General features: G+C 60.5%; 17 protein-coding genes. 9 read left to right on the forward strand and 8 right to left on the reverse strand.

The window, feature by feature from the left end; translation table 11 throughout:
• The first annotated feature begins 193 nt into the window (after positions 1–193).
• Together HU724_RS07640 and HU724_RS07645 are read left to right on the forward strand one after the other, a co-directional pair.
• Positions 194–1,114: a LysR substrate-binding domain-containing protein gene (locus HU724_RS07640; protein ID WP_133335260.1), complete on the forward strand. Its 921-nt coding sequence runs from the start codon at positions 194–196 to the stop codon at positions 1,112–1,114.
• A gap of 166 nt (positions 1,115–1,280) precedes the next feature.
• The gene (locus tag HU724_RS07645; RefSeq protein WP_016771238.1) at positions 1,281–1,646 is read left to right on the forward strand and encodes a 5-carboxymethyl-2-hydroxymuconate Delta-isomerase; all 366 of its coding nucleotides are present in this window, start codon (positions 1,281–1,283) and stop codon (positions 1,644–1,646) included.
• A gap of 3 nt (positions 1,647–1,649) precedes the next feature.
• On the opposite strand, the gene HU724_RS07650 is transcribed toward HU724_RS07645, so the two are convergent.
• On the reverse strand, positions 1,650–2,585 hold the full coding sequence (locus tag HU724_RS07650; RefSeq protein ID WP_073472928.1) for a LysR family transcriptional regulator: 936 nt from the start codon (positions 2,583–2,585) through the stop codon (positions 1,650–1,652).
• Positions 2,586–2,762: 177 nt separating this feature from the next.
• On the reverse strand, positions 2,763–3,935 hold the full coding sequence (locus HU724_RS07655; RefSeq protein WP_186568352.1) for a cyanate transporter: 1,173 nt from the start codon (positions 3,933–3,935) through the stop codon (positions 2,763–2,765).
• 403 nt (positions 3,936–4,338) lie between these two features.
• Between HU724_RS07655 and HU724_RS07660 the strand changes: the two genes are divergently transcribed.
• From HU724_RS07660 to HU724_RS07680, 5 genes are all read left to right on the forward strand, one after another.
• Positions 4,339–5,988: a phosphoethanolamine transferase gene (locus HU724_RS07660; protein WP_186568354.1), complete on the forward strand. Its 1,650-nt coding sequence runs from the start codon at positions 4,339–4,341 to the stop codon at positions 5,986–5,988.
• A gap of 163 nt (positions 5,989–6,151) precedes the next feature.
• Positions 6,152–7,285, forward strand: a complete 1,134-nt coding sequence (gene rnd, locus HU724_RS07665) for a ribonuclease D (protein WP_130902066.1) — start codon at positions 6,152–6,154, stop codon at positions 7,283–7,285.
• A complete protein-coding gene (locus HU724_RS07670) occupies positions 7,282–7,575 on the forward strand; it encodes a YcgL domain-containing protein (protein WP_016771234.1) in 294 nt (97 codons plus the stop codon). The genes rnd and HU724_RS07670 overlap by 4 nt, the downstream gene beginning before the upstream one ends.
• 105 nt (positions 7,576–7,680) lie before the next feature.
• On the forward strand, positions 7,681–8,613 hold the full coding sequence (locus HU724_RS07675) for a D-2-hydroxyacid dehydrogenase (protein ID WP_186568356.1): 933 nt from the start codon (positions 7,681–7,683) through the stop codon (positions 8,611–8,613).
• A gap of 251 nt (positions 8,614–8,864) precedes the next feature.
• On the forward strand, positions 8,865–9,314 hold the full coding sequence (locus tag HU724_RS07680) for a YcgN family cysteine cluster protein (protein WP_016771232.1): 450 nt from the start codon (positions 8,865–8,867) through the stop codon (positions 9,312–9,314).
• 118 nt (positions 9,315–9,432) lie between these two features.
• On the opposite strand, the gene HU724_RS07685 is transcribed toward HU724_RS07680, so the two are convergent.
• The 4 genes from HU724_RS07685 to HU724_RS07700 all read right to left on the reverse strand — a co-directional run bounded on the left by HU724_RS07685 (position 9,433) and on the right by HU724_RS07700 (position 11,652).
• Positions 9,433–9,810, reverse strand: a complete 378-nt coding sequence (locus HU724_RS07685) for a YgaP family membrane protein (RefSeq protein ID WP_110645006.1) — start codon at positions 9,808–9,810, stop codon at positions 9,433–9,435.
• 81 nt (positions 9,811–9,891) lie between these two features.
• A complete protein-coding gene (locus HU724_RS07690) occupies positions 9,892–10,362 on the reverse strand; it encodes an RNA methyltransferase (protein WP_046816778.1) in 471 nt (156 codons plus the stop codon).
• Between the two features lie 182 nt (positions 10,363–10,544).
• The gene (locus HU724_RS07695) at positions 10,545–10,916 is read right to left on the reverse strand and encodes a YajD family HNH nuclease (RefSeq protein WP_003222612.1); all 372 of its coding nucleotides are present in this window, start codon (positions 10,914–10,916) and stop codon (positions 10,545–10,547) included.
• A gap of 49 nt (positions 10,917–10,965) precedes the next feature.
• The gene (locus tag HU724_RS07700) at positions 10,966–11,652 is read right to left on the reverse strand and encodes a spermidine synthase (RefSeq protein WP_024012020.1); all 687 of its coding nucleotides are present in this window, start codon (positions 11,650–11,652) and stop codon (positions 10,966–10,968) included.
• An 80-nt stretch (positions 11,653–11,732) separates the two neighbouring features.
• Between HU724_RS07700 and HU724_RS07705 the strand changes: the two genes are divergently transcribed.
• Positions 11,733–12,017, forward strand: coding sequence for a hypothetical protein (locus HU724_RS07705; protein ID WP_016771228.1), 285 nt, complete (start codon positions 11,733–11,735; stop codon positions 12,015–12,017).
• Here the strand turns inward: HU724_RS07705 and HU724_RS07710 are convergent.
• Together HU724_RS07710 and HU724_RS07715 are read right to left on the reverse strand one after the other, a co-directional pair.
• Positions 12,014–12,487 (reverse strand): cyclic nucleotide-binding domain-containing protein, encoded by a 474-nt coding sequence (locus HU724_RS07710; protein ID WP_016771227.1) that lies wholly within the window; start codon positions 12,485–12,487, stop codon positions 12,014–12,016. The genes HU724_RS07705 and HU724_RS07710 overlap by 4 nt on opposite strands.
• Before the next feature lie 236 nt (positions 12,488–12,723).
• On the reverse strand, positions 12,724–14,778 hold the full coding sequence (locus tag HU724_RS07715) for a S9 family peptidase (RefSeq protein ID WP_186568359.1): 2,055 nt from the start codon (positions 14,776–14,778) through the stop codon (positions 12,724–12,726).
• Between the two features lie 236 nt (positions 14,779–15,014).
• On the opposite strand from HU724_RS07715, the gene HU724_RS07720 reads away from it, so the two are divergent.
• Positions 15,015–15,512 (forward strand): hypothetical protein, encoded by a 498-nt coding sequence (locus HU724_RS07720; RefSeq protein WP_016771225.1) that lies wholly within the window; start codon positions 15,015–15,017, stop codon positions 15,510–15,512.
• The last annotated feature ends 13 nt before the right edge of the window (positions 15,513–15,525 follow it).

Below are 15,525 nucleotides of genomic sequence, written 5' to 3' on the forward strand. Positions count from 1 at the left end.
TCCCTGCGATTGATAGGCGCGCCAACCTCTGTGGCGCATCGACGCAAGCCTAGCGCAGCGGTTTTTTTTGGCTATCGCGGATTTGTTTCCAATCGTTCGCGGATGTTTCTGCAAAAGCCGCCGCATAAACGTTTATGGACGGCATCCCCAAGGCCTTTCTACACTGCCGCTATTCCGGGAGCAGGGGCAATGGATGAACCGCAATGAACTACGCAAGGCCGACATCAACCTGATGGTGGTGTTCGAGACCCTGATGCTGGAACGCAATGTGACCCGCGCAGCGGAGAAGCTGTTTCTTGGCCAGCCGACCATCAGTTCGGCACTCAACCGTTTGCGCACGATGCTCAATGATCCGCTGTTCATCCGCGTCGGCCATCGCATGGAACCGACGGCCCGCGCCGAAGACATTTACCGCCATCTCAAACCGGCACTGGATTCACTGTCGGCGGCGCTGAGCCTGACCCGCGATTTCGATCCCGCCACCAGCACCATGACCTTTCGCATCGGCCTGTCCGATGACGTCGAATTCGGCCTGCTGCCGCCGCTGTTGCGCGCATTGCGTCAAGAGGCGCCGAACGTGGTGTTCGTGGTGCAGCATGTCGATTACTGGCGCATTCCCGACCTGCTCGCTGCCGGCGATATCACCGTCGGCATCAGCCAGACCCGGGGCCTGCCGGCCAACGCCAAACGCAAACTGCTGCGGCACATCCAGCCGAGCATCCTGCGCGCCGATGCCTCTGCTACACCACTGACCCTCGACGAATATTGCGCTCGTCCGCATGTGCTGGTGTCGCACACCGCCAATGTCAGTGGCTACGCCGATGAGTGGCTGGCGGAGCTGGGCCGCACGCGGCAGGTGGTGTTGTCGGTGCCGCAATACAGCGCACTGCCGGCGTTGCTGGCCGGCACCGACCTGATCGCCAGCCTGCCGGATTACACCGCAGCGGCGATGGCGGCGTCCGGGGCGCTGTTCCAGGAACCGTTTCCGTTCAAGACGCCGACACTGGACCTGTCGATGGTCTGGCTCAGCCACGTCGACAGCGACCCGGCCGAACGCTGGCTGCGCTCGCGGCTCGAAGCGTTCATGAGTGAACGGCCGCTGATTCCGTCCTGACAAGCACCACGCAACCCTGTGGGAGCGAGCCTGCTCGCGAAGCGGTTCGGCAGGCGCAGATGTGCAACCTGAAAGGACGCTTTCGCGAGCAGGCTCGCTCCCACAAATGACGCTGTGTGATTGTGGTATATGTACGCCCCCCGCACCCACCGACTGGAGATCCGCAATGCCACACCTGCACATGGAATACACCGCCAACCTGACGCAGTTGAACGCTGACATCGCCCTGATTCGGCTCAACAACACGCTGGTCGGTTCCGGTCAGTTCGGCGCAGAGTTCGATATCAAGAGCCGCGCGATCAAGATCGACAACTTCAAGGTCGGCACGGCGCAAGGCGAGCGTGCCTTCGTCCATGTGAAGCTGGCCTTGCTCAGCGGGCGCTCGGCGGAGATCAAGAAGCAGCTCTCGCAAAGTCTGCTGGCAGTGTTGCAGGAACTCTGCGAATGGCCGGCCGGGCTCGAAGTGCAACTGTGTGTCGAACTGCTCGACATCGATCGCGAGTCCTACAGCAAAGCTGCGATCGGCGTCTGACGCTCAGGCGTTTTCCAGCTCGCTGCACACTTGAATCACCTGTTCGCGCAGCCAGACGTTGGCGCTGTCCTGATCGGCGTTCTGGCTCCACTGCATGTCGAGGGTGAAACCCGGCAAGCCATTGGGCGCCTCGCAGTGGTTGAACACCGCGTCGTTGGTCAGCAAACGCTGGATACGCCGGGGCAGGGTGAGGATGAAATCGGTGCCGGTGATCATCTTCAACGCGGCGCTGTAGCTGTTCGAGCGCGCGACGATCTGGCGTTTCTGCGCCTGCCGCGCCAGCCAGCCGTCGACCATGTTGGTGCTTGAAGTCCACGGCGTCGGGAACACATGCCGACGTTCGGTGAATGCTTGCAGGCTCAACCGCGGTTCGAGTGGCGTGGCGCGTTTGTCGAAGACGCAGACCAGGTCATCTTCAAGCAACATCCGTGATTTCAGATCCGCATGCTGGCGGTGAAAGTGCGGGCCGAAACTGATCACCAGATCGAGGCTGCCGTCGCGCAACTCTTCGGCCGGAACGTCGGTTTCAAACTTGTGCATGTTGACCATCACCGGCAAATCGTCGAAGTCGAAGCGCTTCAACAGTCGCGGCAGAATCAGTTGTTCGAAGTATTCCGGTGCGCAAATGTTGAAAGTCACCGCCTGCCGGCTCGGGTCGAAGGCCGGGGCACCGGCGTGGCAGAGATTGATGCTTTCGATGATCTTCTGCACGTGGCCGTACATGCTGCAAGCCTTGTAGGTCGGGCGCATGCCGGTGCGGGTGTTGATGAACAGTTCGTCTTCGAAACTGGTGCGCAGTTTCTTCAGGCAATAACTGACGGTGGACTGGCTGACGAACAGGGTTTCCGAGACATCGGTGACACTGCTCTGCTCGTACACGGCGACGAATACCATCAAGTCCTGCATGTCGAGCTTGCGAAGCAAATTACTGTTCAGCATGAGTTCCGTCTCGCTGTGCCCCCTTGCGCAGAATTCGCGCAAACGTGTGCGTACGATCCTAACGGAACGATGGTGCCAGGAGAAACCCTTGTAGGACATTTCACGGACACATGTGGGACAGAAACTTTTAGCAACACGACGTTGCCAATCTCGTGCGCAAAAGATGGCCAGAGGCCTCTAGCCCGGGCGAGGCAAGTGGCGCGCGTAGTGGCGAGGGTCGAAGCGCATCACCATCAGCAGCATGATCACCATCATCGCCGTCAACGCCCACCACGCGCCTTCGAAATTGCCCAGCCGATCGCGAATCATCCCTGCCAACAGCGGCGAGAGGCCGGCGATCAGATAACCGATCCCCTGTACAAACGCGGTCAGGCCACCGGCACGCTGCGGCTCTTCGTAATGATCCAGCGCGACGATCAGGCTCATCGGAAACAGACCGCCAATCCCCAGGCCCAACAGACAGGGCCACAGCAGGGCCAAATATTGCGGGACGAGTATCAGCCCGCAGAAACCGCCGATGATCAGCGACAGCAGAACCGCCAATATCCCGCGTCGATCACGGCTGCGATTGGCGATCGCCGGCACTGCCAGGCCGGAAATGACCTCCATCGCTGTAAGAAAACCCAACAGCAGCCCGGCGTTCTGTTCACTCCAGCCTTTTTCCACGTAATACGGGGCAAGCCAGGCGAGGACGCAGGTGTAGGACGCCGTACCGAGGCCAAAGAACATCGCCAGCAACCAGGCGCGCGGGCGGGTGATGAAGGACTCCCGCCGGGTCCCCCTTGATATGGCTTGCGCGGGCTGCAAACACCAGACCAGCAACGCGACCAATGCCAACACCGCCCAGATGGCCAGCCCCACGCGCCAGCTGCCGGCCTGCACCATCACCAGTGGCGCGAACGAGGCGGCAATCGCCGCGCCGCCCATGATTGACGTGACGTAGACGCCCATGCATAACGCCACGTTGTCAGCAAAGCGCGATTTGATCAGCGCCGGCATCAATGCCTGAATCAGGGCTATGCCAATGCCGGCCAGCATCGCGCTGAAGATCAGCTCGATCGCCGAATCGATAAACAGCCGTGACACGCTCGCCAGCCCGATGATCAACAGCGACAGCAGCACCGTGCGTCGGTCGCCCAGGCGCTGGCCGATGCTCAGGCCGAAAAACATCGCCAGTCCCATGGCCATCACCGGCAGCATCGTCAGCAGAGAGGCAAGCGTGAAGCTCAACGGTATATCGCCACGGATCGCCGACAGCAGCGGCCCGATGGCTGCCATTGAGGGGCGCAGATTAAGTGCGACAAGGATGATCGCGAGCATCAGCCAAGCGGCGGGGCGGGTGTGATTCATCAGCAGGCCTTTGAGTCGGGAGGCTGATGATTAGGCGTCGCGTCGCGCGCATCGGCAAATCAGAAAACCCCGGGCCAGACCTAAAAACTCGATAACACCCCTGTCCCGATGTAGGAGTGAGCCTGCTCGCGAATGCGTTCCTCCAGACAAACATTCATTTGCTGACATTGCGCTTTCGCGAGCAGGCTCGCTCCCACAGAGGACATTGCGAAGTGCCTGAAACTGAATAAAACCTGAACCATTCTCAAATACTCGCAAACTTTCACGTTCGTACTCCGAGGCAACTAATCATTAGCATCTTTTTCACGAAAAATTGATCCATGGCTGCCTAAAGTTTGGCATGCCTCGGTGAATGAAATTTTCACACTTGACGAGGCTCTTCTTTCAGGAACAGTCACTCATCATGTTGAAGTTAAAAGCCGTGCGCCCGGAATGGGTGACGTTGTTTGCCAGCGCCTTTTTATTGCTCGGTTTCAATCTGGTGCTTTGGCAACATCTGTTCGAGATCACCGCCGCCGATGGCAAGGGCATCGCCATGCGCGTGGCGTTTGGCGTGATGATCTTTGCCGCGTTCAATATCGTGCTGACGTTATTCGCTTTCCGGCCACTGCTTAAACCACTGTTGACCCTGTTGTTTTTAGTCAGCGCCGGCGTGGCTTACTTCATGAGCCAATATGGCGTGATGATCGATGCCGGCATGTTGCGCAACTTTGCCGAGACCAACGTGACGGAAGTGCGTGATCTGCTCTCATTGAAGTTGTTTGCTTATATTCTTTTGCTGGGTGTCCTGCCTTGTTTGTTGTTGTGGAAAGTTCCGGTCAGTTATCGGCGCTGGCATCGCGAGTTGTTCAGCAAAGTTGTTGTCAATGTTGCCTCGGCGGCGGTGATCGGTATTGTCGCATTGGCCAACTATCAAGGCTTGTCGTCGCTGTTTCGCAATCACCACGAAATTCGCCTGATGCTGGTGCCGAGCAATTACATCGGCGCATCCATTGGTTATCTGCAAGAGCAAGTGGTCTCGGCACAGCAGCCGTTCATCAAGATCGGCGAAGATGCCCAGCGCAATCCCGACCTGCAGCTACAGCCACGCAAATCCCTCACGGTGCTGGTGGTGGGGGAGAGTGCGCGGGCGCAGAACTTCGGCATTCTCGGTTATGACCGCGACACCACCCCGCAACTGGACAAAGAGGCTGGCCTGATCGCTTTTACTGACGTGCATTCCTGCGGCACGGAAACCGCAGTTTCGGTACCGTGCATGTTCTCCAATATGGGTCGCAAGGATTACAACGCCAGCAAGGCCAAGAATGAAGAAGGCTTGCTCGATGTGCTCAAGCGTGCCGGCATCGATGTGATCTGGCGCGATAACCAGTCCGGCTGCAAAGGCACTTGCGACCGCGTCACGGTGCAGGATGTCAGCAAGTTGCAGGACCCTGCGTTATGCGCCAACAGCGAATGTCGCGATGAAATTCTCCTGCAAGGCCTGCAAAGTTTCATCGATCATCTGGACAAGGACACCGTGCTGGTTCTGCACCAGATGGGCAGTCATGGCCCGGACTACTTCAAGCGTTATCCCAAGGAGTACGAACACTTCACTCCGGTCTGTGAAAGTAACGCGCTGAACAATTGCAGCCGCGAAAGTATCGTCAACGGTTACGACAACACCTTGGTCTACACCGACCATGTGCTGGCGAGCCTGATCGATGTGCTGCGCAGCAATCAGGACAAAGTCGACACCGCCATGCTCTATCTGTCGGACCACGGCGAATCGCTGGGCGAGTACAACCTGTTTCTGCACGGCACGCCTTATATGCTGGCGCCCGAGCAACAGAAGCATGTAGCGATGCTGGCGTGGTTCTCTGACAGCTATCAGAAAGCCTACTCGGTCGACACCCATTGCCTGCAACTGAGCCGGGACAAACCGCTGAGCCAGGACAATCTGTTTCACTCGATGCTCGGCCTGCTGGAAGTGCGCAGCAGCGTGTATCAGCCGGCGCTGGACATGTTTGCCGGTTGTCGCGGCGCGGTGATCGACGGCGTGTTGGCCAAGCAGTGAAGTGTTTCCTGCCCGTCGCGCCAATGCGACGGGCCTTTCTGTTTCTGCTGTCAGACTATTCTTGCTGACAGGCAAGACATTTCCTTACAGCTCTTGCCCTTCAAAGGCGCGTAAATCGTCGGTGGCGATATATACTGCGCGCCATTCTTCAAGGGAGAGCCGTGTGGCTATCGATATTCACTGGATTCGCGACAACGAAAGCCTCGCGCAGTTTTGCGCCGAGTGGCAGCAGCTGCCGTTCGTTGCCCTCGACACCGAATTCATGCGGGTCGACACCTTCTACCCGATTGCCGGCCTGTTGCAGATCGGCGACGGCAAACGCGCCTACCTGATCGACCCGCTTACCATCAACGCCTGGCAACCGCTGGCCGCGTTGCTGGAGAACCCGGCGGTGCTGAAAGTCCTGCACGCCTGCAGCGAAGACCTCGAAGTGCTGTTGCGCCTGACCGGCAGCCTGCCGGCGCCGTTGTTCGACACGCAACTGGCCGCCGCTTACCTGAACCTCGGCTTCTCGATGGGCTATTCGCGTCTGGTGCAGGAAGTGCTCGGCATCGACCTGCCCAAGGGCGAAACCCGCTCCGACTGGTTGCAGCGCCCGCTGTCCGATACCCAGATCAGCTATGCCGCCGAAGACGCCGTGCATCTGGCTGAGGTGTTCGTCGAGTTGCGGCCCAAGCTGTCCGCCGACAAGTTCGCCTGGGTGCTGGAGGATGGCGCCGAACTGGTTGCCAACCTGCGCCGCGAGACCGATCCGTACGAGGTCTATCGCGAGGCGAAACTGGCGTGGAAGCTGTCCCGAGCGCAACTCGCCGTGCTGCGTGAACTGTGCGCCTGGCGCGAAAAAGAAGCCCGCGCCCGCGACCTGCCGCGCAACCGCATCGTCCGGGAACACTCGCTGTGGCCCCTGGCCCGCACGCAGCCGGATAACCTCGCGGCGCTGGGCAAGATCGAAGACATGCACCCGCGTACCGTACGTCAGGACGGGCAGTTTCTGCTTGATCTGATCAAGCGCTCTGGCAGTGTGGGGCCGGATCAATGGCCGCCGGCAGTGCCCGAGCCGTTGCCGATCGAAGCCGCTGCGTTGATCAAACAACTGCGCGCGCTGGGTCAGGCCGAGGCCGAACGCCTGGGTATTGCCCCGGAACTGATGCTGCGCAAGAAAACCCTCGAAGCCCTGGTCAAAAGCGGCTTCCCCGAGGGTCCTTACCAATTGCCCGATTCGCTGCGTGGCTGGCGCCGCGAATTGCTCGGCCAGAAGCTGCTCGACAGCCTGGCCACCGCCGGAGAACAGCCTTGAAACGTATTTGCTCCATCTACCAAAGCTCCAAGCGCAGCGGCATGTATCTCTACGTGCTCAAGAGCGATGCGCTCGAGCGCGTGCCGGATGCGCTGATGACGGCTTTCGGCAAAGCGAAGCATTCCTTCGATCTGGTGCTGTCGCCCGAGCGCAAGCTGGCCAGCGAAGACATCACCGTGGTTCTGGAAAACCTCGACAAGCAGGGCTATCACCTGCAGATGCCACCGGCCGAGGACGAGTACATCGAGCACTTGCCCGAAGAGTTGCTGCGACGCAACGACCCGGTCTGACCCGCGAGGCCCTGTCCTGGGCCTCGGTTAACCCTGGAACTGTTTTTACCGCGATGGCCGGCCCCAACCCGGCGGCTGTCTGCACGGTTTGCGAAAGGTTTGAAGATGCGCGTTCTGATTGCTGAACACGACCACGCGATATACGCCCGCCTGCTGCGTCAGGCACTGCCCGAGCTTGAAATCCTGACCAGCGGCGACTCCGCTGAACTGGCGCGGCAGGCCGCCGATTGCCCGGTGTGGCTGGGCCAGCCGGATCTGCTCGCGACCCTGCTGCGCCAGGGCCATCAACCGCAATGGCTGCAATCGACCTGGGCCGGCATCACGCCGCTGCTCGCCGACGGCCTGCGCCGCGATTATCGCCTGACCCGCGCCGTGGGGATTTTCGGTCAGGTCATGGCCGAATACGTGCTGACCTACATCCTCGGCCATGAACGCGAAGTGCTGGCGCGGCTGGTCAGCCAGGTCGAGCGCAAATGGGACAACCGCAGCGGCCAGAGTCTGGTCGGGCGCAAGGTGCTGATCGTCGGCACCGGTGACATCGGCCAGAGTGTCGCGCAATTTCTGCGGCCGTTCGGCGTCGAGCTGTACGGCATCGCCAGCAGCGCTCGCGCACAGGCGCCGTTTGTCGAAGTCGGCGCGCTGGCGGATCTGCCGCGACTGGTGGGCGAGGTGGACTACGTGGTCAATCTGCTGCCGAACACCGAACACACCCACGATATCTACGACGCGGCGCTGTTCAAGCAATTCAAACCGACCGGACTGTTCATCAACGCTGGACGCGGTGTGGCAGTGGTCGATGCTGATCTGGTTGAAGCTTTGAAGGAAGGGCATCTGGCCGGCGCGGTGATCGACGTCTGCCGTCAGGAACCATTGCCGCAACGCCATCCATTCTGGACCGCGTGGGGCTTGCTTCTGACCGGGCACAGCTCGGCACCGACCTCGCCGGCGCTGATGGTGGATTTGTTTGTGCAGAACCTGAAGGCGTATGAGGCGGGTGAAGCGTTGCGTGGCGAGGTAGATTTCACCCGCGGATATTGATCCAGCGCCGATCATCGTGGAGCGAGCCCGCTCGCGAAGAGGGCGTGTCAGTGGACAACAGCGTGTCTGACACAGCGCTTTCGCGAGCAGGCTCGCTCCCACACTGGTTTCAAAGGGTAGCCACCAGTTTGCTCAGTGGGCGGCGCTGGCGCTGACAAGCGGATTTACCGACAGTCGCCAGCGCTTGGCCCTTGCGTCCGCTGGCACTAGACTGGCGGCCTTTTCACAACCTTGATGTTGATGCTTGAGCCATGGCCGCCATAGTCGAACCGTTCTGGAAACGCAAAACCCTCGATCAGCTCGATCACGAGGAGTGGGAATCGCTGTGTGACGGCTGCGGTCTGTGCTGCCTGCAAAAGCTCGAGGATGAAGAAGACAACAGCGTCTATTACACGCGCATCGCCTGCAAACTGCTGGATCTGAAAACCTGTCAGTGCAGCGATTATCCGAACCGGATCAAGTTTGTCCCTGACTGCATCCAGCTCACGCCGGGTCAGGCGGAAGAGTTCAAATGGCTACCGCCGACCTGCGGTTATCGTCTGGTCAGCGAAGGCAAGGATCTGCCGTTATGGCATCACCTGGTGTGTGGCGACCGCGACGCGGTGCACCATGAGCGGATTTCCCAGTCCGGGCGCATGCTCGCCGAAGGCAGCGTGCCGGAGGATGACTGGGAAGATCATCTGATCTTTCGCGCGGGCTGAGGTGGTGGGTTGTTGAACCCGTAAAGATCAAAAGATCGCAGCCTTCGGCAGCTCCTACAATGGAAAACGTGATTCCGTGTAGGAGCTGCCGAAGGCTGCGATCTTTTGCTTTAAAGCCTCAGACGCCGGCTTTCGGCGAGGTCAGCGAATCGTTGCCGGTAACGGTTGCCGTTTCGGTGGCCACTTCGGCATTGGTCTTCAGCTTGCTCAGTTCTTCCCCGGCGCGTTCGATCTTCGCCCGCACGTTGCTCATGTCCTGACGGCCTTTTTCCAGCAGACTTTTCGCCGAGCAGTGCCCGGTAATGCCACGGGCCACGGCCATGCCGCCGAGCGCCACTTGAATCAGGCCGAACACGCCGCCACGGCGCAGGCCCTTGCCGACCATCAGCACGCCGCCGGTCAACGAGCCGACGCGCTCCCAGCCATGCACATTCTTGTGCGAAGGCGACTGGAACGGGGTGGATTCGATGCGTTCTACGCGTTTGAGCTCGCTCATGGTCTATCTCCAGGCAGGGTGCGATTGATAGATAAGCTGACTGCCATGGCGGTCAGCTTGTTCCATCGAATGTGCGACGCTTCAGCGGAATTTCGGCCCGGAGCGGGTGTTCAGGCCTTTGGCCATGCGGTCGTAGAGCACGACGTTGACCGTGGCGGCGAGGTTCATGCAGCCGGTGGTCGGGATGTACACGACGTCTTCGCACCAGTCGCGAATCTCCTTATCCAGCGAACCGTCTTCCGGGCCGAAGATGTACAGGGCGCGGTCGGGGTGGGTGTATTCCGGTAGCGGCCGGGCGCCATCGACCAGTTCCACCGCCACGGGTACGCAGTTGAGCGGAAGGATTTTTTTCAGGTCGTCGATGCCGATCAGCGGGATGTCGTAGTGCACGCGTTTGGTGTCGGTGACGAAGTCGGCGGCGCGTTCATAACGCTTGCCGGTGTAGAACACCGACGCCACGCCGTAACAGCCTGCGGCGCGCATCACCGAACCGACGTTCTCCGGTGATTTGGGGTTATACAAACCAATGCAGCTGTACCGTTTGTCTGCCACGAGCGGGGTGCCTTCGGGAAAAAGAGGGCGATTATACGGGGATTGGGGGAGGGCGGGCAGATTCAAGACTTGTGGTGTCTGGCCGGCCGCTTTCGCGAGCAGGCTCGCTCCCACAGGGGAACGCGTTTCAACTGTGGGAGCGAGCCTGCTCGCGAAAGGGCCAGCTCAGGCGATGAAGATCTTCAATCTTCTTTTTTCATCAGGCCAGCCAGGGCCGCAAACGGGTTATGCGTGGCCTTGGCGATTTTTGGTGTGCTCAGCGAGCCGTCGCCGAAATACTGCTGATCGGTGTAACGCGAATGTTCGTTGTCGTGGCAATACAGGCACAACAGCTCCCAGTTGGAGCCGTCCTGCGGGTTGTTGTCGTGGTTGTGGTCGCGGTGGTGCACGGTCAGTTCGCTCAGGCGCTTGCCGGAAAACTCGCGGGCGCAGCGGCCGCAGACGTGCGGGTACATTTTCAGGGCCTTGTCGCGGTAGCCCATTTCCTTGTCGCGCTGGTTGTCGGCGAGGATGCGGTCCAGCTTCGACGTGTTGGTGGGGGTGGACGAACTCATGGGTTCACCTTTGCAGAAAGACTGATGACGGTTATGCGCAGAGTTTAGCTCAGCCCTTGAGCTTCTCGGCAATCCAGATCGTGTGGCGGGTGCCCTTGTTGCCGTGGGCGAAGACCTGGACTTCTTCGGCCTTGAAGCCGGCCTTCTTCAATTTGTCGGAAAACTGCCGGTCGGCGCTGGCCGACCACACCGCGAGCACGCCTTTGGGGCGCAGGGCCTTGGCGCAGGCATTCAGACCAGCGGCGGAGTACAGCCAGCTGTTGGCCTTCTGAGTCAGGCCTTCGGGGCCGTTGTCGACGTCGAGCATGATCGCGTCGAAACCGTTCGGCTCGCTTTGCAGCACCTTGGCCACGTCTTCCATGCGGATCACCGTGCGCGGATCGAGCAATGGCCGACCGGACTTCTCCCCGAGCGGGCCGCGATTCCACTCGACTACGCCGGGCACCAGCTCAGCGACCACCACTTCGGCGGATTTGCCCAAGTGCTTGAGTGCCGAGGCGAGGGTGAAACCCATGCCCAGGCCGCCAATCAACACCCGCGAATTCGGCCGGCCGGCGACCTTGCGGCAGGGGATCTCGGCCAGTGCGTCCTCGGAACCGTGCATGCGCGTGTTCATCAACTGCCCGCCGTCGCCGCCCTGGATCTTGATGACGAAGTCCTCGCCATACTCGAACAGGCACAAGGCACCGCCGTTTTCAGGGATCGGGGTGGTGTCGAGCAGAACGAAACGTTTCATGGAAATCTCTACAAGGGGGAAGGCAAGCAGGCGCGTTGGGAGTAGCCTGAGCACAGACTAGAGGCCAAACGGAGCCCTTGATGAAGCGCACCATTCTAACGGTCATTACACTGGCCGCGCTCGCGATTACTGCAGTGCAGGCCCAGCAGAGCGTTCCGGTCAGCCCGACGCCGCAACCCGGTTCGCCTGGCACCGCGACGCCGACACCGTATCCGCAGATCACGCCGATCACCCTGCCCAAGTCGGGCGCCGGCAGCGGCAGCCCGCCGCTGGTGCCGATCGAAATGCCCAGCCCGCCGAGCAAGGATCAACCGGTGCCGGGCATCGAGCCGAACGGCAACAAGGTCAAGTCCCCCGGTGGTTAAACCTGTTGTGCGGCGAGTTGGCCGTCGGCCATGCGCAGGCGTTTGGACAGCGAGACGGCGAGGGCGCGGATGATTTTTGCGGCGATTTTCGGTGCGTCGTTGAGCATTTTCTCCAGCGAGTCCTTGCCCAGGTTGAGCAACTGACAATTGCTCGCCGCGATGCATGTGGCCGAACGGCGTTCGCCATCAAGCACGGCCATTTCACCGAAGGCCCGGCCGCTGCGCAGGGTGGCCATGGTGATCACCTGGCCGTCAGCGCCGGTTTTCTGCACAGCGACCTGGCCGGTGTGGATGATGCACATGAAACTGCCGGCATCACCCTCGCGAAAAATCGCCTCGCCCTCAGCTACGGTGCTGATGCTGAAGTAACCGGAAGCGGCCGCAAAGTCGGCCAGTTGCAATTGATCGAACAGGCCACAGTCCATCAGCCAGTCGCGGATTTCGTTGTTCAGAAAGGTCGGTTCGGACATGTCGATGCGGTCTTTTTGTTATCACATTTCAAGGCTATACACGGATCCCGTAGGAATGGGCTTTTGTGGCGAGGGGATTTATCCCCGCTCGGCTGCGCAGCAGTCGCAAATCCTGCCAACTCGGTGCTTCAGGAATACTGAGTTTGCAGGTTTTGGGGCCGCTTCGCAGCCCAACGGGGATAAATCCCCTCGCCACAAGGGTCTGCAGTTAAGACCCAAGCCACCCACAGAGTTCCTCAGGCAATCTGCAAAACCTTGAACACAAATGCATATTCGAGCGCTACGTCACGTAATCCCTGATAGCGCCCGCTCATGCCGCCATGCCCGGCGCCCAGTTCGGTCTTGAGCAGCAGCACGTTGTCGTCGGTCTTGGTTGCGCGCAATTTCGCCACCCACTTGGCCGCTTCCCAATACTGCACACGGCTGTCGTTGTAACCGGCAATCACCAGCAGTGGCGGATAAGCCTGCGCGGTGACGTTTTCGTACGGCGCGTAAGCCTTGATCCGATCATAGACGTCCGGTTCTTCCGGGTTGCCCCATTCGTCGTATTCGGTGACGGTCAGGGGCAGCTCGGGGTCGAGCATGGTGTTGAGTACGTCGACGAACGGCACTTCGGCAATCGCCACGCCGAACAGGTCCGGGCGCTGGTTGAGCACCGCGCCGATCAGCAAACCACCGGCGCTGCCGCCACTGATCGCCAGTTTCTCCGCCGTGGTGATGCCGTTGAGGATCAGAAACTCGGCGCAGGCGATAAAGTCGCTGAAGGTGTTGTGTTTGTGTTCCTGCTTGCCGGCGCGATACCAGGCTTCGCCCAATTCACCACCACCGCGTACGTGAGCGATGGCGAATGCCATGCCGCGATCGAGCAGGCTCAGTCGTGCGTGGGAAAACCATGGATCGAGGCTGGAACCGTAGGCGCCGTAACCGTACAGATACAGCGGCACCGGTTTACCGACCATCTCGCGCTTCATCACCAGACTGATCGGCACCTGCGTGCCGTCGGGGGCGGTGGCCCATAGACGCTGGCTGACATAGGCGTCGGCATCAAATTGGCCGAGTACCGGAGTTTCCTTGAGCACCGTTTGCTCGCCGCTGGCGAGGATCAACTGGCGCACCTGGGCCGGGCGATTCAACGCTTCGTAGCGCAAGCGAATGCGATCGCTCTCGAATTCCAGGCTGTTTTGCACATGCAGACTGTAGGCCGCATCGGGCAACTGCACGCGATACGACGCCTGGCCCTGCGGGTGAACCTCGATGATCGGCAGGCCACCTTCGCGCAGGCTCAAGGTCATCGCCTCTTCGTTGAGGCTGACGCCGTCGAGCATCACTTCTTCGTTGTGCGGGATAAGGTTCTGCCAGTCGGCTTCGCTCGGCGGCACGCCAGTGTCCGGGGCCTGATACAGGGCGAAGTTGATGCCGTCGCGGTTGGTGCGGATAAACCAGGTCCAGACGCCATCGAGCAGGCCGTGGTCGACGTCGTATTCGTGATCTTCGACCCGTGGCGCCAGGCAGCTGAATGGCAGATGTGGCTGATTGGCGTCCAGCGCCCAGACTTCACTGGTGGTCTTGCTGCCCAGCGACAGCAGCAATTGCTGTTCGGAGCTGGCGCGGTAGCAATGGAGGAAGAACCGCCCGTCCGGCTCGTGAAAAACCTCTTCGGCGGCAGTGCCATCGAGGCGATAGCGGAACAGTTTATGCGGGCGATGGGTGTCGTCGAGTACACCGAAAAACAGGGTCAGGCTGTCGTTGGCCCAGGTCATGCTGCCGTCGCAGTCCTCGAATTCCAGTTCGCTGACCCTGTCGTTGGACAGCTCCTTGACGAACAGCGTGTAGACCTCGTCGCCGGAAGCATCGACGCTGTAGGCCAGGCGCTGGTGATCGGGGCTGATGCTGAAAGCACCGAGCGAGAAGAAGCCGCCATTGGCCAGCGCATTCGGATCGAGCAGCAATTGTTCGCGGCTTTCGTCGAGGGTCAGGCTGTCGTCGGCAGAACGCGGGCAGCGGTAGTGCCGGGCGTATTCGTCACCGGCGGTGGTGCGCGTGTAATACAGATACGGGCCCCAAGGCGAGGGCAGGGACAGATCAGTCTCGAGAATCCGCCCCTTGATCTCATTGAACAGGCTTTCGCGCAGTTCGGCCTGATCGGCGGTTTGCGCTTCCTGATAAGCGTTTTCAGCCTTGAGGTAGTCGAGCACCGCTTCGGTGTCGCGCTCCTGCAGCCAGGCATACGGGTCGGCGCCGGGCGCCCGGTGGGCAATCGGGGCAGTCATGACATTGGCGGATTCGGGCATGGAAGGCTCTCGGACAATATTCGGAATTGGGTTGTTCGCAGGTCTTGAAAGCGCCGCAGCCCTTGTGGGAGCGAGCCTGCTCGCGAAAGCGGTGTGTCAGGCAACGCTGTTGCAACTGACAGTCCGTATTCGCGAGCAGGCTCGCTCCCACAGGGGCGGCTGCTGGCCGTCTGGTATTGGGACAAGCCGCATGGGCGAAAAGTCGTTACTATAAGCGCCTATTTGCCTGCCTTGCCATGGACACCATGACCGAGAACGACTATCTGATCGCCTGGGGCCTTTACGCCTTTGCCGCCGTGGGCTGCCTGCTGGTATGGATGCGCCTGACCACCTGGATGTGGCGCTGGCTGCGCGAGCCGCTGCGTGTGCTGATGGCGGTGTTGCTGTTCAGCCCGACCATCGTCGATCCGGTGAAAGCCAAAGTTGCACCGGCCATCGCCATCACCGCCCTGGACATGCTGTTCAAGGTCGGCAACAACGCCTGGCGCGCGGTTTCCGATCTGTTCATGTACGGCATGATCGCCTTCGGGGTGTATCTGGTTTTTGTCTTGATCCGCCTGCCGATCGAGCGTGCCTCGACAGCGCGGCGTGAACGCGCCGAGGCCGCCAAGGCCGCGGCCCGTGCCGAAGAGCGCGACGATGATCAACCGTTCGGTGGCGCCGGTGACGACCGCTACGGCCGCCCGCCAGTACCGAACAATCCGCAGCGCATGCGGGTCGAGCCGCGTCTGTAACCCGAGAGTCCGC

The sequence above is a fragment of the Pseudomonas iranensis genome (assembly GCF_014268585.2).
Lineage (GTDB): Bacteria > Pseudomonadota > Gammaproteobacteria > Pseudomonadales > Pseudomonadaceae > Aquipseudomonas > Aquipseudomonas iranensis.